Annotated in this window: 23 protein-coding genes and 2 rRNA genes (1 of these 25 only partly in view); 14 read left to right on the top strand and 11 right to left on the bottom strand. The window is 39.9% G+C overall.

Going from position 1 to position 21,779, the window contains the following annotated elements:
- From Q0A08_RS13250 to Q0A08_RS13230, 5 genes are all read left to right on the top strand, one after another.
- A 23S ribosomal RNA gene (locus tag Q0A08_RS13250) occupies nucleotides 1-678 on the top strand; it begins 2,211 nt to the left of the window's first position.
- 189 nt (nucleotides 679-867) lie between these two features.
- A 5S ribosomal RNA gene (rrf, locus tag Q0A08_RS13245) occupies nucleotides 868-982 on the top strand.
- Between the two features lie 633 nt (nucleotides 983-1,615).
- Nucleotides 1,616-2,374 (top strand): substrate-binding periplasmic protein, encoded by a 759-nt coding sequence (locus tag Q0A08_RS13240; RefSeq protein ID WP_438462017.1) that lies wholly within the window; start codon nucleotides 1,616-1,618, stop codon nucleotides 2,372-2,374.
- 60 nt (nucleotides 2,375-2,434) lie between these two features.
- Nucleotides 2,435-2,869 (top strand): GTP pyrophosphokinase, encoded by a 435-nt coding sequence (locus Q0A08_RS13235; protein ID WP_438462016.1) that lies wholly within the window; start codon nucleotides 2,435-2,437, stop codon nucleotides 2,867-2,869.
- Between the two features lie 41 nt (nucleotides 2,870-2,910).
- Nucleotides 2,911-3,744 carry a hypothetical protein gene (locus tag Q0A08_RS13230; protein WP_438462015.1) on the top strand — a complete coding sequence of 278 codons (834 nt, stop codon included), beginning with the start codon at nucleotides 2,911-2,913 and terminating at the stop codon, nucleotides 3,742-3,744.
- A gap of 87 nt (nucleotides 3,745-3,831) precedes the next feature.
- Here the strand turns inward: Q0A08_RS13230 and Q0A08_RS13225 are convergent, their stop codons facing one another.
- From Q0A08_RS13225 to Q0A08_RS13200, 6 genes are all read right to left on the bottom strand, one after another.
- A complete protein-coding gene (locus tag Q0A08_RS13225) occupies nucleotides 3,832-5,190 on the bottom strand; it encodes an ATP-binding protein (protein WP_438462014.1) in 1,359 nt (452 codons plus the stop codon).
- Between the two features lie 83 nt (nucleotides 5,191-5,273).
- Nucleotides 5,274-5,936, bottom strand: coding sequence for a response regulator (locus Q0A08_RS13220; RefSeq protein ID WP_438462013.1), 663 nt, complete (start codon nucleotides 5,934-5,936; stop codon nucleotides 5,274-5,276).
- A gap of 114 nt (nucleotides 5,937-6,050) precedes the next feature.
- On the bottom strand, nucleotides 6,051-6,863 hold the full coding sequence (locus Q0A08_RS13215) for an SDR family oxidoreductase (RefSeq protein WP_438462012.1): 813 nt from the start codon (nucleotides 6,861-6,863) through the stop codon (nucleotides 6,051-6,053).
- A gap of 137 nt (nucleotides 6,864-7,000) precedes the next feature.
- Nucleotides 7,001-7,891 (bottom strand): TauD/TfdA family dioxygenase, encoded by an 891-nt coding sequence (locus Q0A08_RS13210; RefSeq protein ID WP_438462011.1) that lies wholly within the window; start codon nucleotides 7,889-7,891, stop codon nucleotides 7,001-7,003.
- Nucleotides 7,892-8,037: 146 nt separating this feature from the next.
- A complete protein-coding gene (locus tag Q0A08_RS13205) occupies nucleotides 8,038-9,510 on the bottom strand; it encodes an AMP-binding protein (protein ID WP_438462010.1) in 1,473 nt (490 codons plus the stop codon).
- Between the two features lie 23 nt (nucleotides 9,511-9,533).
- Nucleotides 9,534-10,247, bottom strand: coding sequence for a thermostable hemolysin (locus Q0A08_RS13200; RefSeq protein ID WP_438462009.1), 714 nt, complete (start codon nucleotides 10,245-10,247; stop codon nucleotides 9,534-9,536).
- 136 nt (nucleotides 10,248-10,383) lie between these two features.
- On the opposite strand from Q0A08_RS13200, the gene Q0A08_RS13195 reads away from it, so the two are divergent.
- Nucleotides 10,384-11,019 (top strand): glutathione S-transferase family protein, encoded by a 636-nt coding sequence (locus Q0A08_RS13195; protein ID WP_438462008.1) that lies wholly within the window; start codon nucleotides 10,384-10,386, stop codon nucleotides 11,017-11,019.
- 57 nt (nucleotides 11,020-11,076) lie between these two features.
- Here the strand turns inward: Q0A08_RS13195 and Q0A08_RS13190 are convergent, their stop codons facing one another.
- The 3 genes from Q0A08_RS13190 to Q0A08_RS13180 are packed head-to-tail and all read right to left on the bottom strand — an operon-like array spanning nucleotide 11,077 to nucleotide 13,484.
- Nucleotides 11,077-12,237, bottom strand: coding sequence for a cytochrome-c peroxidase (locus Q0A08_RS13190; protein WP_438462007.1), 1,161 nt, complete (start codon nucleotides 12,235-12,237; stop codon nucleotides 11,077-11,079).
- Nucleotides 12,224-12,595, bottom strand: coding sequence for a hypothetical protein (locus Q0A08_RS13185; protein ID WP_438462006.1), 372 nt, complete (start codon nucleotides 12,593-12,595; stop codon nucleotides 12,224-12,226). The genes Q0A08_RS13190 and Q0A08_RS13185 overlap by 14 nt, the downstream gene beginning before the upstream one ends.
- A 46-nt stretch (nucleotides 12,596-12,641) precedes the next feature.
- On the bottom strand, nucleotides 12,642-13,484 hold the full coding sequence (locus tag Q0A08_RS13180) for an amidohydrolase (protein ID WP_438462005.1): 843 nt from the start codon (nucleotides 13,482-13,484) through the stop codon (nucleotides 12,642-12,644).
- 191 nt (nucleotides 13,485-13,675) lie between these two features.
- Here Q0A08_RS13180 and Q0A08_RS13175 point away from each other — a divergent pair, with 191 nt between their 5' ends.
- Nucleotides 13,676-14,164, top strand: a complete 489-nt coding sequence (locus tag Q0A08_RS13175; protein ID WP_438462004.1) for an Lrp/AsnC family transcriptional regulator — start codon at nucleotides 13,676-13,678, stop codon at nucleotides 14,162-14,164.
- 58 nt (nucleotides 14,165-14,222) lie between these two features.
- On the opposite strand, the gene Q0A08_RS13170 is transcribed toward Q0A08_RS13175, so the two are convergent.
- On the bottom strand, nucleotides 14,223-15,416 hold the full coding sequence (locus Q0A08_RS13170) for a diaminopropionate ammonia-lyase (protein ID WP_438462003.1): 1,194 nt from the start codon (nucleotides 15,414-15,416) through the stop codon (nucleotides 14,223-14,225).
- Between the two features lie 291 nt (nucleotides 15,417-15,707).
- On the opposite strand from Q0A08_RS13170, the gene Q0A08_RS13165 reads away from it, so the two are divergent.
- From Q0A08_RS13165 to Q0A08_RS13155, 3 genes are all read left to right on the top strand, one after another.
- The gene (locus tag Q0A08_RS13165; RefSeq protein WP_438462002.1) at nucleotides 15,708-16,148 is read left to right on the top strand and encodes a hypothetical protein; all 441 of its coding nucleotides are present in this window, start codon (nucleotides 15,708-15,710) and stop codon (nucleotides 16,146-16,148) included.
- A gap of 158 nt (nucleotides 16,149-16,306) precedes the next feature.
- Nucleotides 16,307-16,582 (top strand): succinate dehydrogenase assembly factor 2, encoded by a 276-nt coding sequence (locus Q0A08_RS13160; protein WP_438462001.1) that lies wholly within the window; start codon nucleotides 16,307-16,309, stop codon nucleotides 16,580-16,582.
- Nucleotides 16,583-16,700: 118 nt separating this feature from the next.
- Nucleotides 16,701-17,051, top strand: coding sequence for a hypothetical protein (locus tag Q0A08_RS13155; RefSeq protein WP_438462000.1), 351 nt, complete (start codon nucleotides 16,701-16,703; stop codon nucleotides 17,049-17,051).
- Nucleotides 17,052-17,107: 56 nt separating this feature from the next.
- Here Q0A08_RS13155 and nadB read toward each other — a convergent pair whose 3' ends face one another.
- A complete protein-coding gene (gene nadB, locus Q0A08_RS13150) occupies nucleotides 17,108-18,709 on the bottom strand; it encodes an L-aspartate oxidase (protein WP_438461999.1) in 1,602 nt (533 codons plus the stop codon).
- A 322-nt stretch (nucleotides 18,710-19,031) separates the two neighbouring features.
- On the opposite strand from nadB, the gene rpoE reads away from it, so the two are divergent.
- Genes rpoE through Q0A08_RS13130 form a run of 4 tightly spaced genes read left to right on the top strand, consistent with a single transcriptional unit; the run spans nucleotide 19,032 to nucleotide 21,695 of the window.
- A complete protein-coding gene (rpoE, locus tag Q0A08_RS13145) occupies nucleotides 19,032-19,619 on the top strand; it encodes an RNA polymerase sigma factor RpoE (RefSeq protein ID WP_046016750.1) in 588 nt (195 codons plus the stop codon).
- A gap of 1 nt (nucleotide 19,620) precedes the next feature.
- A complete protein-coding gene (locus Q0A08_RS13140; RefSeq protein WP_046016703.1) occupies nucleotides 19,621-20,265 on the top strand; it encodes a sigma-E factor negative regulatory protein in 645 nt (214 codons plus the stop codon).
- Nucleotides 20,266-20,277: 12 nt separating this feature from the next.
- Entirely contained in the window at nucleotides 20,278-21,231 is a 954-nt protein-coding gene (locus tag Q0A08_RS13135; protein WP_046016702.1) for a MucB/RseB C-terminal domain-containing protein, read from the top strand.
- Nucleotides 21,231-21,695 carry a SoxR reducing system RseC family protein gene (locus tag Q0A08_RS13130; RefSeq protein WP_438461998.1) on the top strand — a complete coding sequence of 155 codons (465 nt, stop codon included), beginning with the start codon at nucleotides 21,231-21,233 and terminating at the stop codon, nucleotides 21,693-21,695. The genes Q0A08_RS13135 and Q0A08_RS13130 overlap by 1 nt, the downstream gene beginning before the upstream one ends.
- Nucleotides 21,696-21,779 lie beyond the last annotated feature (84 nt).

Here is a 21,779-nt window from a genome sequence, read left to right as displayed (position 1 = left end):
ACTGTGTGGTGGGTAGTTTGACTGGGGCGGTCTCCTCCCAAAGAGTAACGGAGGAGCACGAAGGTGTGCTCAGCATGGTCGGAAATCATGCGAAGAGTGTAAAGGCAAAAGCGCGCTTAACTGCGAGACAGACACGTCGAGCAGGTACGAAAGTAGGTCTTAGTGATCCGGTGGTTCTGTATGGAAGGGCCATCGCTCAACGGATAAAAGGTACTCCGGGGATAACAGGCTGATACCGCCCAAGAGTTCACATCGACGGCGGTGTTTGGCACCTCGATGTCGGCTCATCACATCCTGGGGCTGAAGCCGGTCCCAAGGGTATGGCTGTTCGCCATTTAAAGTGGTACGCGAGCTGGGTTTAGAACGTCGTGAGACAGTTCGGTCCCTATCTGCCGTGGACGTTTGAGATTTGAGAGGAGCTGCTCCTAGTACGAGAGGACCGGAGTGGACGAACCTCTGGTGTTCCGGTTGTCACGCCAGTGGCATTGCCGGGTAGCTACGTTCGGACGGGATAACCGCTGAAAGCATCTAAGCGGGAAGCCTCCCTCAAGATGAGATCTCACTGGAACTTTAAGTTCCCTAAAGAGCCGTTGAAGACTACGACGTTGATAGGCAGGGTGTGTAAGTGCTGTGAGGCATTGAGCTAACCTGTACTAATTGCTCGTGAGGCTTGACCATATAACGCCAAAATGGTTTAGCGTTATATTACGATTTAAAAAGATGGTAAAACATCGCAAGCTGGTTTGAGGCTTGGTTATCGTTAACTTCTCTAATGAAGAGAAGACTATTCAAAAAGTATTGTTAAAGCATAAGCAAATTCGTCAATGAATAAGCCACAAACAGAGCTTGTTCTGACAAACAGAATTTCTTGATAATCACAGAGCGTCTGAACCACCTGATCCCATCTCGAACTCAGAAGTGAAAAGTCGCATCGCCGATGGTAGTGTGGGAGTTCCCATGTGAGAGTAGGTCGTTATCAAGATTGAATTATAAAAAACCAGTCCGAGTGACTGGTTTTTTTCGTCTAGAGAAAAGTGATGAGGCGGCAAAGCATCGCCGAGGGTAGCCCTTTTCTTCAAGGAGAGGTGCTAAGGGATCAAAGGGGTCGTTATCAAGATTACTCTCGAAAGATAAGTAAAAAGCCTGATCACTGATCAGGCTTTTTTTTGCCTGAAATTTATAAGACGACAAAGCATCGCCGTTGGTAGCTTGGAGCTGCTAAGAGATCAAAGAGGTCCTTATCAAGATTACTCTCTAAAGATAAGTAAAAGCCTGATCATTGATCAGGCTTTATTTTGCCTGAAATTTACTAGGTAAAAGGTTGAGATAACAAAGTATCGCCGACGCTAGTGTGGGAGTTCCTCTTTGTAGACGCCTACATCACCTAGTTGGCACTATGAAATAACTGGTCTTGCCTTCCTCTCTCTTCCATGGTCCGTCGTGGGAATGCATACTAACCAGCTCTGCTGGCGTTAGGTCAATTTAATATCTCAATGTTGTTGTTTACTTATCTGCTAACTACTAATTGCATTAAACATCAGATTAACTTTTTAGTAGCTTTGTAACTCATCTCAATCTATAAAGAATGAATCTAGATTCATTTATGGTGAGAAAGGTGAAATACGTTTTAACACTGCTAATTTTCTTCCACCCTCATTTCATTAATTCTCAGACAATATCAATATGTGGTGCAAGCTTTCCGCCTTCGACAATTGTTGAAAACGGCGAACTTACTAAAGGCTACTCTATTGAGTTGATTGACGAAGCATTTGGTCGTTTACAACTAGAATATGAATTGCTGGTTTTACCTTGGAGTCGTTGTTTAAAACAGGTCCAAGCTAATGATATTGATGTTGTTATAGATACGAGTACTCATAATCAGCCAATTATCACAGGTGACTTAGCGATAAGTTATAACCAACTTGCAATATATGTACGTAAGGATTTCTACGAGGATACATATTCGGCAGGTTCACTAAAAAATCAGTTAATGGGAATACCAAGAGGTTACACCAGTTATTTTAAAATCGCGGAAAGCCATGACTGGAAAACTTTTGCAGCCGATAATGAAGAAAATATGTTTACCATGTTAAAAAAGGGACGTTTTGATTATGTGTTTGCTGACACATTAACCGCTCAGAAAGTAGCATCGAAAGTAAATGTCGCCGTAAAGTCACTTAAACCTGTCGTAACCTCCGAAGCATACTATCTTGGCTTTAGCCCTGATAATAGCCAGCTTGCAACTGCGTTTGATCAAGTATTAGTTCAGATGATTAAAGATGGCACTATGGATAGGATTTATTCACGTTATCTACCTTATACCTACACAGAGATTAAAAATATAAATACAGCGTTTTCTCTAGAAAATGATTAAGCTTGCTTATGATTTTTAAAACGTTATTTGATTGATTATTCTAGTTGAGCCTTATCAAGTATGTCCCAAATTGAAACAGCAATTAGTATTGCTTTAAAGGCTCATAAGGGCCAAGTAGACAAAGCTGGTGCTGCTTATATTTTACATCCACTACGTATCATGGGGAAAATGACAAATGACTCTGAGCGCGTTGTTGCTCTATTACATGATGTACTTGAAGATTCTTCTTATACCGCTGAGGACTTGCTAGAAGAAGGGATAAGTTCTGAAATTGTTGATGCTGTCATTGCATTGACTAAAGCAGTTGATAGTAAGGGTATCCCCATTGCTTACGAAAAATACCTGATACAGGTTAAGTCTAATCCGCTTGCTTGTCGTGTGAAGCTTGCTGATCTTGAGGATAATATGGACCTGTCTCGATTAAATACGGTCACAGAGAAAGACTTGAAGCGGCTTGAGAAGTATCAAAGGGCAGTTGCTTATCTTTCTAACTAATTTCACGATAATATTTTTAGATATTTAAATTAAGGAAAAGTGTGAAACTACCTAATTACATAATTTTATTAATCTCTCTATTAACCGTGACCTTAGTTAAAGCAGATACTGCCAACTCATTCCTTGTTCCACAGCAAGAAATGATGTTTGCGAAAAACTATTTACAGCATTTGATAGATAAGAATTATGACCATGTTTTACGCTATATCGATAAAGATGAGATTAGTGCTATAACCCATGCAGAGTTAGATAATGTTGTGAATTTGTTTCCATCAGGAGATGTTATTACCACTGAGTTAATCGGTTCACATGTTAATGTTATTGATTCAGTATGGAATGGGAATTTTGTTTTTGAGTATCAGTTTGAAAGTGGTTGGGTCGTTGCTAATGTAGTTATTAAAAAAATTGATGATGAGATCAAAGTATTAGGCTTTTATGTAACACCTACACAAGCGTCACAAAAAGAGTTAAATAAGTTTGAATTAGCTGGCAAATCTGCTCTTCATTATCTGGTTCTTTTCACAACTGTGTTTGTCTTTCTTTTTATTCTAGTAACTTTAGTTATTTGCATTAAGACTCCCATTCCCAGAAGAAAGTGGATTTGGGTTTTGTTTGTTTTAGGTGGTATTGGATCATTCTCATTGAATTGGACCAGTGGTGCATATGCTTTTAAATTAATCGAGTTGCATTTAGTCGGCGTAGGAATTGGCGCGGCGAATGAATATGCGCCTTGGGTATTAAATGTGGGGTTTCCCTTAGGTGCAATTCTCTTTTGGTTGATGAGAAGCTCATTTATTAGAAAGAGTGAATTGATAACATCTCAGGAAAAGGAAAATCAAGCTTTGTTAGAGGTGAAAGAGGGTGAGACTAAATGACGTAATATCCCCTAACCCATGAGGTAAATTATTTAATGATAAAGCCCAGTTCTTTATAGTAAAACTGGGCTTTTTACTTGATGCTAATTAACTCATGTCACTTAATGGGAACTCAAACCTGATAGCAAGCCCGCCCCATTCAGATTCTTCCAACTGCCAAGTGCCATTGTGAATCTGTACTATCTTATCAACAATGGATAGACCAAGCCCAGAGCCCTGCTGTCCTGAGCCAACGACTCGGTAAAAGCGCTCTTTAATTCTACTTCTAAGCTCTGCTTCTACGCCAGGACCTGAGTCAGATATGCAAATAATGGCATTATGTTTACGTTCATCATGATAACAAGTGAGTTTAATTTTTCCCTGATCAGGCGTGTATCTCACCGCATTATCAATAATGTTACGAAGTAAGCTTTGCATGAGAGGTGTATTTGCTTTTAAGTCGACACTTTCATTGCTTAAATCTGAGATAAAACTCTGTTGCTTTTGAGCAAATTTTTTTTCTTCAAAACTAATTGCCTGATGACAAAGTTGGCGGATGTCCAAGACTTCAAATTGAGTTTTATCAAGCTGGCCCTCAGTACGACTTAGAGCAAGTAGCTGGTTAACCAAATGCGTCATACGAGAGATGCCTTTCTTCATACTATAAAGACTGGTCTGAAGTTCTGCTTGGCTTTGCTCTTTCAGTTCTTGGCTAAGATCTGGGTCTATGAGGCTATCATCAATCGCATTTTCTGCATGAATTAATAAAGAGGCGAGGGGGGTTCTTAATTCGTGCGCAGCATCACCGACAAAGCGTCTCTCTCTTTGATGAGCCTCGTCTAGACGATCAAATAAATTGTTTAACTCTAATAATAGCTCGTTTACTTCTAGTGGGGCTTTTTCATCTTCTAGCTTTTCAAGATTTCTATAGTGCCTTTTTTTGACGGTTGTACTTAGTCTGTTTAGCGGCATAAGACCACGCTTCGTAATAAGCCAAACAAGAATGATAAGAAGTGGCACAAAAACAAGAATAGGGATTAGGTTACTTTGGACTATTTCATTAATCAGCTCTTGGCGTATGTCAGTTTCTTCAGCAACCACTAGCCACCAATTGTCAGACTCAGAGTAAAGCGTAAATGTTCGCCACTCGTCGCCGTCTACTTCTCTTGTGTAAAAACCTTCATTAAAGTCAGTGAGCGATGTGTCTGGGGCATAAGGTGATCCGATTATGAGGGTGTTCTTTTCCCAAATCTGAAAGGCAAGTTTGCGTTCATAACTATGAGAATAAGAGCTAGCTGAATTTTCTTGAAAGCTTAATGAATCGAGAATCTGCTGCTTGTTATGAATGCTTTCTTTCGTGATTAACCCCTTTAGTACTCGGCTTGATTGAGCAAGGTTTGCGTCAAAGATTTCTTCTACTTCATGACCTGCTTCATAATAAACGACAAGAGCAGGTATTATGGTCATGACTAACGCCCAAAACGTCAGGTTAAGGGTTAGGTAACGCTTAATTGAGTACTGTTTTTTTGAGGGGGTAGTCGGCTTATTTCTCATACTGGTTTTTCTGCCTTATAACCCATGCCTCTTACTGTTTTGATGAATTCTGGATAGATCTTCTTACGTAAGTGATGAATATGAACTTCGATACTATTGGATTCCACATCACCGTCCCAGCCATAAACAACATCTTCAAGTTTAGCGCGTGAGAGTATTTGTCCTGGATGATTCACAAACTCCATAAGTAGAGTAAATTCACGTCTACCCAAACTAAGATCATTACCATCAAGTGTTACCTGCATACTGGCTGGGTTAATATTAAGTCTTCCAAAATCAATGGTTGGCTCACTGTGACCATGATGGCGGCGGCTTAAAGCACGCATGCGAGCTTTCAATTCAGCAATTTCAAACGGCTTAGGTAAGTAATCATCAGCCCCTAGGTCAAGCCCCTGAATCTTATCATCAAGGCTATCGTTAGCTGTCAAGATAAGCACGGGAGTATTGAGTTGCTGTTTACGGATCGCGCTTAGTAGCTCAAGTCCACCCATGCCTGGTAAGTTCAAATCGAGTAACAGAAGGTCGAAGCTTTCCGTTTGCAGGGCCGCTAAGCCCTGCTTACCATCCATTAACCAATCAACTTGATAACCTTCACGGGTAAGGGATTTTTTGATTCCTTTGCCTAAAAGGTCATCATCTTCTACAAGTAAAACTCTCATGCTAATTATCTAATCTCAAACAGTTTTTATTTATGCTAGGCGCTTTCATATGTGAACGCCACCCTTGGCTCATTGAAATGAAAGTATCTTACTGAATCTTTAACTATGTTTGCATTAAACCAAGCCTGCATGGCGACGTATGGTTGGTAATTGTTTAATTATTGCTTTGCTAACAAGGTTTGGTAGAACTTGGTTAAGTTTACTGAAGAATCTTTCTGGCCAACCAATCGCCAATTCATGCATATCGCTATCAAGTAATCGTAACAGCTGCTCTGCGACCTCATCAGGCGAATCCATAGCAACATTCAGCTCCTTGTTCATAGCAATAATATTTGCAGTACTAAGTTTTGTATTGGTTGCTCTTGGTGATAAGTATTTTACCTTCACGTTAGTTTGAGATAGTTCACGACCTAGCGCTTCAGAAAAACCCCTTAACGCATATTTACTTGCACAATAACTACTGAAACCCGGGTAGCCAATACTGCCAAAAGTAGAGCCTATATTGACTATTTGAGCATCACCTTGTTTTTCTAGGTGAGGCAGTAGCGCTTTACTTAATAAAATAGGGGTGAGGGTATTTAACTTAATTATCTGTTCTATCTTTTTATCGGGTGTGTCTTCTAAAAAGGAGAACTGATTATCACCTGCACTATTAATTAAAGTGTTGATAGGTGTCGGCGAATTTTCAATGTATGAGATGAGCCGATTACGTTGCTCTTCTTCAAGTAAGTCACAGCTAAAAATCGCGACGCGTTCTGTCTCTATGCCAGGTTGATTTACTAGGTTTTCTCTAAGCTCTAACAAGGCTTGTGTGTCTCGTGCGACTAATAATACGCTAGCACCGTTTTCAACTAGGTGTTGTGCAAAGCGTCGGCCAATACCACCTGTTGCACCTGTAATGATTGCATTCGTTTTTTCAATCTTCATGGTCTTACCTCATTGCTATTGGTTTGTATGTTTAAGTGATGATGTCAGTATGAATTGCGAACCTTAAATCAAGCTTAAGGAAGTCATGTAAAATTGATTAAATTCGATTATTTGCTGTAAAAAATAATGCCAAGTGTTCATTCTGTTCTCCCCATTGCAATGACTAGCTGACGTTCATCTGGGTTACCTAAAATAGCGCGTCGACCGTGCATTACGCGGGTATTGTCAATAATGATAATGTCACCATCTCTCCAGTTGAGTTCATAAGTGTGTGCTTCAGCATATTGAGCGAGTAGGTCTAGTTCTGACTGGTTAATTAGATTACCGTCAGCATGATGATAAATGGGTTTTTGGTAGTTAAATGAAGGGCCAAGTAGGGCGTTAGCGAATGCAGTTTTACCATTATGTCTTGATAAAGGGGCGATCTGTAAACTGTAATCAAGTTCACCTTTTTCATTCAGTTTGCCACTTTGTCCAGGAATCATGTTAAGAACGTTATCTAGATGCTGCTCAGTTACTGCTTGTCCTGCTTCTAGGTTAGGGTGTTCATTGCTGACATAAGCTTTCCAAAGTGTTTCAGGTAAGGTTCGAGTTACCTTGATAGGTGTCTCAAAGCGCTTTTGCAGTGAGTTCGGTAAAGACTCATATAGAGAAACCCCATCACATAGGGTTGTTTGAGAACCTTTAAGTGCACTTTTCTGGCTATAAAATGCCACGAATGAAGGTGGGAAAGGCGTGTTTCCATTTTCAATATGTAGACCAACAGCTTGGGTGCCAGCATCCACTTTTTGGCTCATACTAGTGGTAAATTCTCTGGCTGGGTCAAATGTTACTTGCTGACAAAAATGAGAGACAATTTCATTGAAACCATCTAGGTTATGTTGGAAGCCCCTAAATAATGCCCAACCTTGTTCTTCTAAACCTAATTGAGCTTGAGCAAGGTGGTGGGCTTCTATTGATTCATTTTCCTTTGTTGAAACTAAAAAATAGGGGTTGTTTTGTGAGAGTGTTTTATCAGTGTTAAGCATGTTAAGTCCTTTCATAATTGATCAGTTTTGTTGCTGAAAATGATATTGGGCTAAGCTTAAACGAGTCTTAAATAAGCAATTGCTAATCAAAAAAAAAGAGCCTATAAATAGACTCTTTTTTGCTTCTAAACTTTATTTCTAAGTTGTTAATATAATGCGTCTAATTGACCTTGATACTGAGATAGAATAGCGTCGCGGCGAATACGTCCATTGTCTGTTAAAAGTTGGTTTTGGGTACTAAAGGCTTCATCAGATCGAATCCAAGACTTTACTTGAGCATAATCCGGTAAACCTTGGTTTATTGCTGTTAAGGCGAAGGTAATTGCTTCGTCAGGAGTTGTTGAGTCTGCTGTTATAATGGCGTTCAGCCAAGGTTTAGCATCGCCAAATACCGCTACTTGTTTGATATGGTTTGAATGAATCAGCTCCGATTCTATCCATTCAGGGGCTATGTTCCTACCAAAGCTACTAACCAGAAGGTTTTTGCGACGACCAGAAATATACAGGTACCCATCTTCATCTATATAGCCTAAATCCCCTGTATGTATTTCATTGTTTTTTTGACCTTGGCTTAGATCATCTTGATGTAAATAACCTAGCATGGCTTGACCAGAGACTATGATTTCACCTGTTTCATCAATACGTACTTGGGTATGAGGTAATACTCTACCAACACTACCAGGTTTATTGCTTTTTGGTGTGTTTAAGCTAACCGTTGCCGCGCACTCAGATAATCCATATCCTTCATAGATAGGCATACCCAGTTTAAGGGCTTCTTCTAAGGCTGACTGAGCACTTTTTCCTCCTCCTACTGCGGCAAATTTAAGGCTACGAAATAAATTTGGTGTTGTTTGCTTTAGCTGAATCACACTTTTAAGTAATTGAGGTAAAAGGATCAAACTATCTGGTTGGTAACGTTCAACTGCCTGTGCGAACTTTTTAGGATTAAACTGTGAACTTTGCTCGAACCCTAAATCACTTAATGGTTCGATTTGAATGCTATTTCCCATAATAAGAGGCACATAAATACCGGCAATATTTTCTAGTAAAGTGGCTAATGGCATAATGCATAGATGATGTTTAATGCCATGATTTTCAATTGTTTTAGCAAGAGCTAGGCTAACGTTCTCTATGTTCTCAAGTGAGAGACAAACACCTTTAGGTTGACCTGTTGAGCCTGAGGTATAAGTGATTTTTGCAACTTGTTGCAATTGCTCTGTATTAGGTTTAGTTAGGTTATTTAAGATAACTAACTGAGCATGACTCAAAGTGAGTGTTTCTTGAATCGTAAAGATTTTTGAATCAAACTTTTGACAAAGGACGGCTTCAATACCAGCGTCTTTTATTAAGTGCTGAATTTGCCCTTTACTAAAGAATAGAGGGATAGGAATAAGGCTAATGCCAAGTGACATCGCGGCAAGATCAGCAATGACCCAATTAATGGAATTATCCATGTAAAGCGCAATACATTGAAATTGAAAAGGTTTTAGTTGATCAGCTAATTCGGTTACAGCATCAAATAGTGCCTGATTATTGAAAGTGTTTTCCCCTGACATAATGGCAACTTTTTGTGGTGCCTTGTTAGCGCGCTCGGATAGTGTATTAATTAAAAAATTCATAATATGGCCTTGAGTAAAAGAGTTTAATGGCTATAGTTTGTTTGGGCTTTAAGCTCCATAAAGCGTTGTCTTGCCTGAGCCACATTAATTAAAATTATCTTTGGCTTATCTTCATAAAAGCTTCCCCAAGAATGTTGCTCATTACCTAACCGAGACTTCTCAACATTATGAATAATATGTGCCTTAATCCCTAGGCGGCGGTACACCACTCGCATGACACCAGTCCCTGTGGATACAAACCATTCAATACCTTGTTGGTGTAGATAATCTGCCGTATAGGCAAAAAGTGTTTTACAGCTTTTTGCATCAGATGAAGCGAGATTGCCTGTTTCACCTATGCTGTTTCTTTCAATGTTTTTGCCAATATAGTTCGAGACTAAAGATTCAATGCTTTGGTCTAAATAATGCTCTAAGAAAAGCGGCTCTTCTCTTGCGAGACGGTAACCTAGGGCTGCATCAACTTCATTTTCTTGATTGAAAATGGCAAGCAATGACGGCGCAAAGTGAGTGAGTTCTGCTCCATGGTGTTTGCGAAAAATATTTTTAATAAAATCTTCTACTTGCGGGCGACTAGAGTCACCTTTTTTAATAGATCGAACTTTGCTTTCTTGTCCGATGACATGAGGCTTGCTTCGTCCATTAACTAGGTTAGAAGATGTTTTAATCTTAGGTTGCTTTAGTGACCAGTTCGGTTGGCTTTTTAGGTGTTTAGTATTATTTAGGTTTTGTTTGCTCATGACATATAATCCATTACTAATTGGTATGTTGAGCAGAATATGAGATGAACCTTATATGAAACTTAAATTATAAATTACTTAATGGTAAAATTTTACAATATGGAAACTTGATATACGTTTGAGAGGGATGTCGACTATGTACCAACTTTATTATTATCCGCTTAATGCCAGTATGGCTCCTCACTTCATTTTGCAAGCCATTGGCGTTCCCTTTAAGGCCGTATTGTTAGACCGTAATAAACAACAGCATAAAAGCTCGGAATACTTAGCTTTAAACCCATTAGGACGAATCCCGACCTTAGTTAAAGGAGATCTCGTCATTACAGAAAGCGCGGCAATTTGTTTATACCTTGCAGAACGCTATTCTGATGCGGGTTTGATGCCAGATAGTGAAGATGTAAAGCGAGGTAAGTGCTATCAGTGGCTAATGTTTTTAACTAATACATTACAAACTGAAATTATGATTTCTGAGTACCCTTCACGCTATGTATCTCCAGAACAAACTCAGGCATTGTTGGTAAATCAAGAGACGCGAATAGGTCTGCTATTAGGGCAAATTGATAATCACTTATCTGAGCATGATTTTTTCTTAGGAGACAGCATCAGTGTCTGTGATTTCTATTTTTTCATGCTAGCCATTTGGATGGATGAGCTAGAGAATCCTCCTTTGGGTTACCCGCATATTGCGAGACAATTGCGACGTATGGCGCAACAAAAAGCAGTGATCAGTGTGTGTGAGATAGAAGGACTTAGCCTTAAGGATTACCAATAAGAATCATCAACTAAAGCGACAAAAAGAAAGACAAAAGATTTAAGGTTTTTCTACTTTTTATAAGCTTTCTAAAAATGCTTGTAAGTTTGCCTTCTCTTCCGCTGACAGTTTAAGTGACTTTAATATAGCGACACCGTCAGTGTGTAGGCGTTCCTCATCTATATTTGAATAGTGCTCTATTACTGCCGCTAAATTGGCTAAACTTCCTTGGTGCATATAAGGGGCTGTGGAGGTTAAGTTTCTAAGAGAAGGCACCATGAACTCGCCAAAATTTCTATGTTTTAATGTCACGTGTTTAGCTAAAATTTTACTCTGATTGCTTGTGTCATCGTTATAAATACCGAGGCTTGAAAATGGAGATTTCTTAAGGTTCTTAATGCCTTGATATCTACCCTTATCCACCTTGCCTTCACGGTCAAAATAACTCATGCCAACATCTGCAAATTCGTTATTGCTAAAGAGAGGGCCGCTATGGCAAAAGTGGCAATTTCCTTTTCCGATAAAGAGTTTTAATCCTTTTATTTTTGCTTGGCTATAACGAGACATTTGCTCTTTGTCTTGTGTCAGTAAGGCTTCTCTAAAAAGGTCAAACTCACTTTTTGGTGACATCAATTTACTTTGATAGCTTGCTAATAATTTACCGATAAAGGCGAGTTTATCTTGCTCCGTTTTGGCGTTTTTCCATATAGAGTGTGTTACTAAATTTCTATATTTATCTTGGTTAACTTGTAAGTAATTGCTTACTTTCTTTATGTCCAGATTCATTTCGATAGAACTTAATAAGGCTCTAATACTTGCTCCCCATAAGGTGTCTGTATCACCGCCCCAACCGTACCAATGTTTATGTTTAATATTTAATAAGGTCGGGGTATTTCTTATACCTAAGTCGAGCCCAATTGAGAGGGGGTTTTGGTCTGTAAAGCTTTTGTTTGGCTGGTGACAAGTAGCACAAGACACCTGGCTGTTAGCAGAGAGGTTTGTATCAAAAAATAGCTTTTTACCCAGCTCAATTGCCCTTGGGTCTTGATCTAGAGTATTGGTTAAATCAGGGCTGTTATCATTAGGGGGCCAAGGGCCAAATTGGTTAATAACCGCAATTTCTTGTGGACTGAAACTTGCTCCTTCTTGTGCTTGAGAAATAGAAGAAAAGCTCAGAATTAGAGGGATGCTGAGTAGTTTAAGTTTGGAAAATATACCTGCTTTTCTAGGGCAAAACATAATTATAAAATAGAGATTGTGGAAGAGAGTCTAATGTAAAACTAAAACGCCACAGCCCCGGCATATGTAATAAACTGCCTTGAATAATATAGCGCCCTTCTTCTAATTTAATTATGCTGGTTTGATAGTTCATGCCATGTTTGTGTAGAGGCATTTGTGCATCGAAACTCAGTTGTCCTAAGTAGGCTTTTTTATTTTGGCAAATAGAGACGAGCAGACTGAATGGCTCACTGGTGCTGATAGCTTGTGGTTGGCTTTTAGCGCTTAATGTGACTTGGCCTGATGTTATGGATATCCATGGAGAGTCAAGCTGGTGGCACTCATCATCGGTTGTTGCTGCCATTATTTGAGTCGTCATAAAAAGGCTGATTGTGGATAGCAAAAATTTATTTAGTATCACAGGCTTACCTTTTATCTTTCAAAGCCCATTGGGCGAGAGACTGGGCATTTTTATACGCAATGTTTTGTTTTAAGTCTCGCGGTAAGGTCTCAAGCCATTCTCGTGACCAATCAGCATGGTCGATCACATAATACCAACGCTCAGGTGCATAAGTGTCTGTGCCTAACATAAAGCGTAAAGGGTATTTGTTAAACAAAGCTAACCATTCATTATGAACCTTACCATTTGATGAGTGCTCATAACGGAAAGCCAGATCAGCAGACAGGTTTGGGTATTTGGCAAGCATTTCATCGATAACATGAGGTTGCTCAAAACCTGAGTGAGCCCATAACACCTTTAGGTTTGGGTTTTGCTCAAATAAATATCTAACGGCCTCTGCATCAGAATGAGCGTGTAAAAATATTTTATATTGAGAAGCGAGTCTAATCACAGCTTGCATGACAGGTAGCTTGGCATCGTCTCCAAAAATGTGGAACTCACCGATACCTGCGTAGGTATTGGCGGCCAGTTTGCTTTCTAATAATTCGATGACACTCTCGTCTTTAAACCAGGTACTGAGTTCCCCTCTTTTTCGATAGGGTCGAAGGACTGGTACGATTAGTTCTGGCGCGACTTGATAAAGTAGCTGCGTACCTTGATCGCTAGAGCTTGAGACAAAGGCTTTTTTAAGTCCTGCATCTTTAAGCACTTGTACTGCCTTTTTAGGCGGCAACATATCCCAAGCATCATGGCTGTAATGGATATGCGTATCAACCAGAGGTAAAACAAGGGGTTGTGCGTATGCGGTATGGTTCAAACCAGCTAACAATAACAACAAAGGAAGTACAGGTACCATAAATTGCTGCATAGAATACCTAGAAGAGTTACAGAGTGAGTCTTTATAATATGAGACAGCTAGAGCATAAAATCAATAATCAAATTGGTACAAATTTTTATAAGAATCAGCTTATATAAGGAAGGAATTTCTAGGTGTTAGTCTCATCTCTGGTTATGCTATCTCTATATTCATTTTGTACTGAGCTAAGGTAGTAATTGTTTATGAGTCATCAATTAGCTAATGGTATTGATAATTTTGATCGCCATATTCTAGATATTTTACAAGAGTCTAATCGTACGACTTCGGATCAAATTGCCGAACAAGTTGGCTTATCGGCAGCTGCGGTACAGCGTCGTATCAAACGTATGCGAGAACAGCATATTATTCGTGCTGATATCTCCGTGGTTAACCCAAAAGCAGTTGGGCAAAATATTAGCTTGATTGTACAGGTGACATTAGAGAGAGAAAGAATGGACCTGTTAGATAGTTTTAAAAAAGCCATGAGTGATCACAAATCTGTTCAGCAATGCTATTACGTTACCGGTAGTGCGGACTTTATTTTGCTTGTGAGCGCTGCAGACATGGAAGAGTACGAAGAATTTACCCGTGAAGTTTTCTTTGGCAATGATAACGTAAAAGGCTTTGAAACCAATGTGGTTATGGACTCTGTTAAGTCTGGATTGAGTGTCCCAGTACTTTTAAATACCTAATCTTTAATCACAAAAAAGGAGCTTGTTTGAGCTCCTTTTTTGTTTCAATTAGTAGGGCTTAGCCATGTACTAGCTGTTGGTATAGTTCAGGGTCAGTTGCCCCCTCAGTACCGATAACAAGCACCTGACTCTGATCAGTTAGAGCTAGTGATGCTGCTAAATCTTTATCTTGGCTTGCTAGCATGGTAGCAGCTAAACCAGGAACGGCTGACTCACCTGCTTCGATAGAAGGTAAACCATCAAAGCTGTTTGCAAGCATTTGCATGGTTGGGGCTATGGTATCTTCACTGAGTGTTAAGAAGTCATCGGCACCATTTTTAAGAATTTCCCACGCAAGAGCTGATACTTCACCGCAAGCTAAACCAGCCATCAGTGTTTCTAGGTCGCCATCAACTACGATTGGTTTGCCCGCTTTAGCACTTAACTGAAGACAGTTAGCTTGCTCTGGTTCAACAATAATAATGCGTGGACGTTTGTCACCCCATAAGTCCCAGAAATAGCCAGTTACTGCTGAGGCTAAACCACCAACACCACCTTGAATAAAGATATGAGTAGGAATCTTAGTTTCAAGTTGCTCAACAATCTCAGCCAACATAACAGTATAGCCAAGAGCGACATCTTTTGGGATTTCCATATAACCTTCATAGCTAGTATCTGACACTATGATACGGCCATGTGCTTTCGCTTCACTATCCGCTAAACGTACTGATTCATCATAGTTTCCTGTGATGCGAACGACTTCGGCACCAAAGGCTTGCATCGCTTGTTTACGGCCTTCAGAAACATCTTTATGAATATAGATAACACAACCACAACCAAACATTTGCGCGCCCCAAGCAACAGAACGACCGTGGTTACCATCGGTCGCACAGCTAATAGTGATTTGTGCGAGTTCACCTTTTAAGCTGCCATCTAATAATTCGTCAACACTTGGGCGAGTACCTAACTTATTGGCAAGAGTTTGTTGTAACTGACAAGCGACAGCATATGCACCGCCTAAGGCTTTAAAACTTTTTAAACCAAATCTTTGTGATTCGTCTTTGTAAAAAATACTGCCAACGCCAATATCGCTTGCTAATTGGCTAAGCGAATGTAGAGGTGTCTCAGCATAGGCAGGCCAAGTTTTGATGTCTGCGATGGCAGAAATGGAATTTGCCACACTTAAGATGTTTTTTTGTTCAGCACTATACTGATTATCTTTATGGGCCAATGGATTGGCAAAATGAGATAGTTTTCCGTCAAGTCTTGTCATGTTACTTAATACCTTAGCCGTGTGTGATGGATAAATATTACGTTAAGCCTATGCGGGGAAACGGTAATCTCGACTATGGATTTAAGGATATTCTTTAAAGACACTGGGGTTTTGTCATTTTTACTGAATGCGAAGGATTATTCGCAGGTTCCTTAGAATAATTCAGAGAAAAATTAAGAAAATGAAAACTAGGCTCGCCATGTGCTGAGCTTTTTTTTATGATGGCGAGCAAATACCATCATCTATTTTAGATATGGTGATACGACATAATAGAGATAAGGACAAAGTGAAATGCTGTTTTACAAGATTGGATTAGTTATGACCAGTGCTGTTGCCTTGGCAGCATGTTCGAGCACTTTTTACATTGATGTTCAAAATATGACTGACCAACCTGTGTCTTATATAGATGCTAATGGCACTAATTCTGAGATAGCGCCTCAAACGACCAGTAAAGAGGTTTATAGCTTTAGTTGTATTCGTGTTGAGCGAGATGGCGTTACCTATGAATTCAATTCTGACGTTGCTTTCCCTTTGCGATATAACCAAGTAGACCTTATCGAAGATGGCTTTCATGCTGCGATTGTTGCAAGTGATGAAATCAGTGATGCAGGCGATAAAGCCCCATTACGCTTATTGATGGACGATGGCTTAGGCGGCACCATTGAATTAGAAGAAGGTTGTAATACTGGTGTTAGAGATAAAATATTTACAGGTGATTTGAAGAATTTCTAACCAGTATTCATGCAAACTTTTAATAACCTTTTAAAACTAAGGAAATCCAAGTCATATTGTTAGCAAGTATCTTAGTTTGCTGACTTTACGCATCTTCTTTAGTTTTCCAATCTAAGTTCAAACGTTATAATGCTGACAACTTAAAGTGAGGTGCAGCAATGAGTGAAACAGAAGAGTCTATCGGATTTAAACGTCTAAAATGGCATTGTCGTCGTGGCATGTTGGAATTGGATGTCTTGCTAGAGCCTTTTTTAGAAGAAGAGTTTGCTAAACTTGATGACGATGATAAGCGTCGCTTTTATAAACTGATTCAAGTCGAAGACCAAGAAATGTTTGTTTGGTTTATGCAAAGAGAAGTACCAAGCGATCCTGATATTGCACGTATTGTTAAGATTATTCTTGATCGTGTACAGCCTGAAAACTACCAGGCTTAAAACCTCTTTCTACGAAGCGGTACCTTGGCTCTGCTTATGCTGGGGCCTGGTACTGGCTTGTCATATCTGGTTAAGCCCTCAATTATACTTTGAGCTGAGTTTGCTTAATGCTTTGATTGTGAGCGCAGTGCTCGTTTTTAGGCGTTTGGTATATGTTAGCCAAGGTTCAATTAGCATACAGGCTAATAAAGCGACGCTAGAAACGGCTCAAGGCAGATATAAACTTGAATTTCAGAGCTTTAATGCTTGGCGCTTATTAGCGATAATAACACCAGAAGACACTATTCAGACGATACCCGAGACTTGGGTGAGCTACCTTAAGTATTCTTTTTGGCTGATCAAACTAAAACGTGCTTTGTTTGAGCCGTCTTATCTTAGTATTTACCACAGTATGTTAAGCAAAGAAGAGTTTGCTTATTTACGCTCTTTTGCCGCCTACCAATGCCATACTGGCAAAGATAAAGCTTAATAACAGGTTAAACCTTATCTTTGCTATATGTCGCCTAATAAATGACGAAGCTAAGTTCAGTCTTTAAAAGGGGAGAGTATTGTTGGGCTAGACTCTTGCGCTAAATCTGGATGATCTAGGGTAAAGTGTAAACCACGGCTTTCTTTACGTGTCATCGCAGATTTAATGATTAACTTAGCAACCACAGCGAGGTTTCTTAACTCTAATAAATCATTACTTACTCTATAGTTACTATAGAATTCATCGATTTCAGATAATAATAAATCTACCCTATGTTTTGCTCTGATAAGGCGCTTATCTGTTCTTACTATCCCCACGTAATCCCACATAAAGCGACGTAGTTCATGCCAGTTATGAGCAATCACAACATCTTCATCTGAGTTAGTTACTTGAGTTTCATCCCATGCAGGAATGTTAGCTGAATAGTATTTAAGCTCACCTGAATTAAGAATGTCCTGCGCCGCAGATCTGGCATAAACAATACATTCTAAGAGTGAGTTGCTGGCTAAACGGTTAGCCCCATGAAGACCTGTATAAGAGGTTTCGCCAACGGCATATAAATTAGCAAGATCCGTTTGTCCCAGCTGATTAACTAATACACCACCACAAGTGTAATGAGCAGCAGGAACCACAGGAATAGGCTCTTTCGTCATGTCATAGCCATAACTGAGGCAACGCTCATAGATAGTTGGGAAATGCGACTTTACAAAATCACTGCCTTTGTGGGAGATATCTAAAAGCACATGGTTTACACCTAGGCGTTTGATCTCATGGTCAATTGCTCTAGCAACTACGTCTCTGGGAGCAAGCTCTTTACGATCATCAAAGCGAGACATAAAAGCACTACCATCGGGTAGTAATAAACGTCCACCTTCACCGCGAACCGCTTCAGAAATTAAGAAGGTTTTCGCTTTAGAGTCATAAAGACAGGTAGGGTGGAATTGATTAAATTCCATATTAGCCACACGACAGCCTGCACGCCAAGCCATTGCGATGCCGTCACCTGATGCGGTATCTGGGTTACTAGTGTAAAGATAAACCTTACTGGCGCCGCCGGTTGCTAATGCGACTTTAGCTGCTTTGAAAACATCGACTTGACCTGTTTTATGGTTCAAGCTGTATAAGCCGATGCATTCATTTTCGCTTTGATTCGCCTGATTAACCTTGTGTTTAGTTATAAGATCTATGGCAACACGATCAGGGTAAAAAGTAATGTTGGGGTGTTTAGAGGCATTTTCGATCAGAGTATTAGAAATTGCCTGACCTGTTGCATCAGCACTATGAATAATACGTCTATGACTATGTCCACCTTCTTTTGTAAGGTGGTAGTGCTCGCCACCTTCATAACGAGTAAAGGGCACGCCTTGTTCTATTAGCCAGTCGATACTTTGTTTTGATTGTTCAACGGTAAAGCGCACCGCATCAGTATCGCCTAAATCTGCTCCAGCTATCATGGTGTCTTTGATATGGGAGTCGACAGTATCTTTATCAGATAAAACGGCAGCAACACCCCCTTGGGCATACAGGGTCGCGCCTTCGTGAATATCGCCCTTGGTTAAAATGGCAACCTGGTGTTTATCTGCAAGCTCTAAAGCAAGGGTAAGTCCAGCTGCGCCAGCACCTACTATTAAAATGTCAGTTTGATATTCACGGCTCATTATTTGTTCTAATTCAACTGTAAAAGATTAATGGTACTATTGTTAACCTCGCTATGGGAATACTTGCCTGTTTTGAAAACGACGTGATGATGCAATTTTATGCAGCTTGGTTGTAATAATTTGATTGAAAATAGTGAGATTGAATTGATAAAGGTGATTTAGCCCTTATTTCTTAGGATTACTTTGTCCTAAATTTTCTTTAAAGTGATTGGCTAGATGGTTTTAGTCAAAATTTATATGAACTAGTTATTGATCCAGTGGTCAACCAATAACAATAAGGTTGTAAAGGCGCTGGAAAATAATGGTTTTGAATGAGGTGCCTATGCAGCACAGTTCATCTTCCGACCAAGAGTTGGTTGAAAGAGTTCAAAATGGTGATAAAAAAGCCTTTGATTTATTGGTTTTAAAGTATCAATACAAGGTGATGGGCCTTATTGGACGGTATGTTTCAGATAAACATGAAGTTATGGATGTTGCCCAAGAAAGTTTTATCAAAGCTTATCGTGCGATTGGTAATTTTCGTGGAGACAGTGCTTTTTATACTTGGTTATATCGTATTGCGGTTAACACAGCTAAAAACTATTTGGTTGGACGTAATCGTCGCCCACCTAGTTCTGATGTGGCCTTGGATGATGAAGAAGAATACACGGTATTTGATGCTTTAGCTGATGTGGATACACCGGATGCAACCTTAAACAAGGATCGTCTTGAAGCAGCTATTTATGAAACCATTGAGCATTTACCTGAAGAGCTTAAAACAGCTATCAGGTTACGTGAATTTGATGGTTTAAGTTATGAGGATATTGCCCAAATTATGGGATGTCCTGTTGGAACGGTACGGTCACGTATATTTAGAGCACGTGATGCGATAGAAAAACGCATTCGTCCTTTTATGGGCGGGGGAGAGTAATATGGTGAGCAAGCAAGAGCAGAATGATCGTTTAGCTGAAAGCTTATCAAGCTTGTTTGATGATCACTGTGAGGCAGCTGAGATTGATGAAATCTTAGAGCAGGACGCAAAAGAGTGGCAGGAAAAAATGCATGCTTATGCACTAACCAGCTCAATTTTAAGTTCAGACAGTCAAGTGGATCATCTGGCGACAGATTTAGTTGCAAGAGTGCGAGAAGGGATTGATAAATTAGAAGATGAAGATGCCAATCAAGGTGAAAACGTGGTGTCTTTTGATCAATTTCAAGCTCCTCAGGCAGCGCCTGTAACAGAAGAGAAAGCGCCAAGGGAATCTAAAGTACACTTTCTCAAGCAAACCATGTCTGGCCTTGCTATGGCTGCCAGTGTGGCATTTGTTGTGATTGGTGGTGGCTCTTACTTATTAGAGGGTGAGAGTAATACGCAATCACCCGCTTTGGCTCAAGCTCCAAGTTTGGCTTTGCCAATAGATGTTAAGCCGTTACAACAAGTGAGCGCTGAAATTGATATAGATAACAAACGTCTGCAGAGCTACTTACGCCAACACGCTGAGCAATCAACTATGGCGTCAGGTCAGGGTATGTTACCTATGGCTCGTGTTGTTAGTTATCCTGTTGAGCAGAAGTAAGGTGCGTTTTATATGGTTTTAAGACGTATTGGTTTAGTTTCGATAACACTAGTTGCCTTATTGGCGAACAGTGTGTCGGCACAGAATGCTTCGGGATTAGGTTTGATGAACCGTATGGTTGAAGCCTTTTCTACCCTGAGTTACGAAGGGGTGTTTGTTCGCTCCCATGATTCACAGATGAACAGCATGCAGGTTCGTCACAGTGTTATTGATGGTGTTGAATATGAAAGCTTATTAGATTTAGACGGAGAAAAAATCGAAGTCATTCGTATTGATGACAGTGTCATCTGTGTTTATCCGAATATGTCTTTTGCTAACAATACAGATCCTATTACGGCACCTTTTAAGCGCTTTAAAGAGTTTAATGGTGAAAGATTGCAAAAAGGCTATAACTTTGTTGTCACTGATAAAGGGTTAGTTGCAGGTCGTCGTGCGCAAAAGCTAGAGCTAAGGCCACGAGACCAATACCGTTATGGACATGAGTTTTGGTTAGATATAGAAACCGGCTTTTTGCTAAAACATGATACTTTAAAATCTAATGGTAAAGTGTTGGATAGAGTGCAATTTACCTCGCTTAATGTATCGCCAAATCTAACTAAAAATGACTTTGTTCCTCGTATGGGGACTTATTCAGAACACCTGATTGAAGTCACACCTAAATCTGTGACCAGTGACTGGGTATTTGATTGGCTGCCTGCTGGTTTTGCTCCTGTATGGCGTGGCGCTAGGCAAATAAATGAAAAAGCGTCTATGATGCTATTGTCAGATGGCATGACATCTATTTCGATTTTTGTTGAAGCGACAAACGTACAAAAGCCTCTCACAATTATGAGCATGGGTACCACTATTGCGGGTGAGAAAAGTAGCATGATGAACGGTTCTCCATTCTTGCTAACGGCTGTAGGTGAAGTACCTGATGCGACCATTCGTAAACTCCTTACCGTGATTATGCCGAGGCAAAAGTAATGGTAGAAGAAAGTGGCATAGTGCTTTCTGTTAGTGACGGCTTTGCTGAAATAGAGACAGTTCGTACAAGTAGTTGTACGGCTTGCCAAGCAAAGTCGGCATGTGGCCATCATGCGATAGCAAAAGTATCCTCTAGTAATCGTATGCGTATGATGGTGAGTGATACATTGGCTAGCCAAGTTGGCCAAGAGGTTGTTGTTGGTATTCCGGAAGATACCTTATTAAAAGCCTCTGTTTGGATGTATTTAGTACCCTTGTTAGGCTTGGTGCTGGGCGCAGTTTTACCTAGTTTGGTAAGCAATGAGTCAGTATACGCCGCCATTGGTTCCGTTCTAGGGTTAGCAACAGGGTTATATTTTGCTAGAAAAGTATCCCTTGAACATGTGAACGATCCTGATTTCCAGCCAAAAATTTTGTCGATAAAGACGAAACCAATCCAAAGTATTGATGTCTTACAGTTATAACTGATTGTTTTATAGGTTTAAAAAATACAACCTTAAAATAACTGGATATTAACCGAGACTTAATTTTTACTTAATAAAATAGTG

This window comes from Marinomonas sp. PE14-40 (assembly GCF_051623805.1).
GTDB lineage: Bacteria > Pseudomonadota > Gammaproteobacteria > Pseudomonadales > Marinomonadaceae > Marinomonas.
Note: the sequence above shows the minus strand (reverse complement) of the source record. Positions and strands in the feature narration are given on the sequence as shown.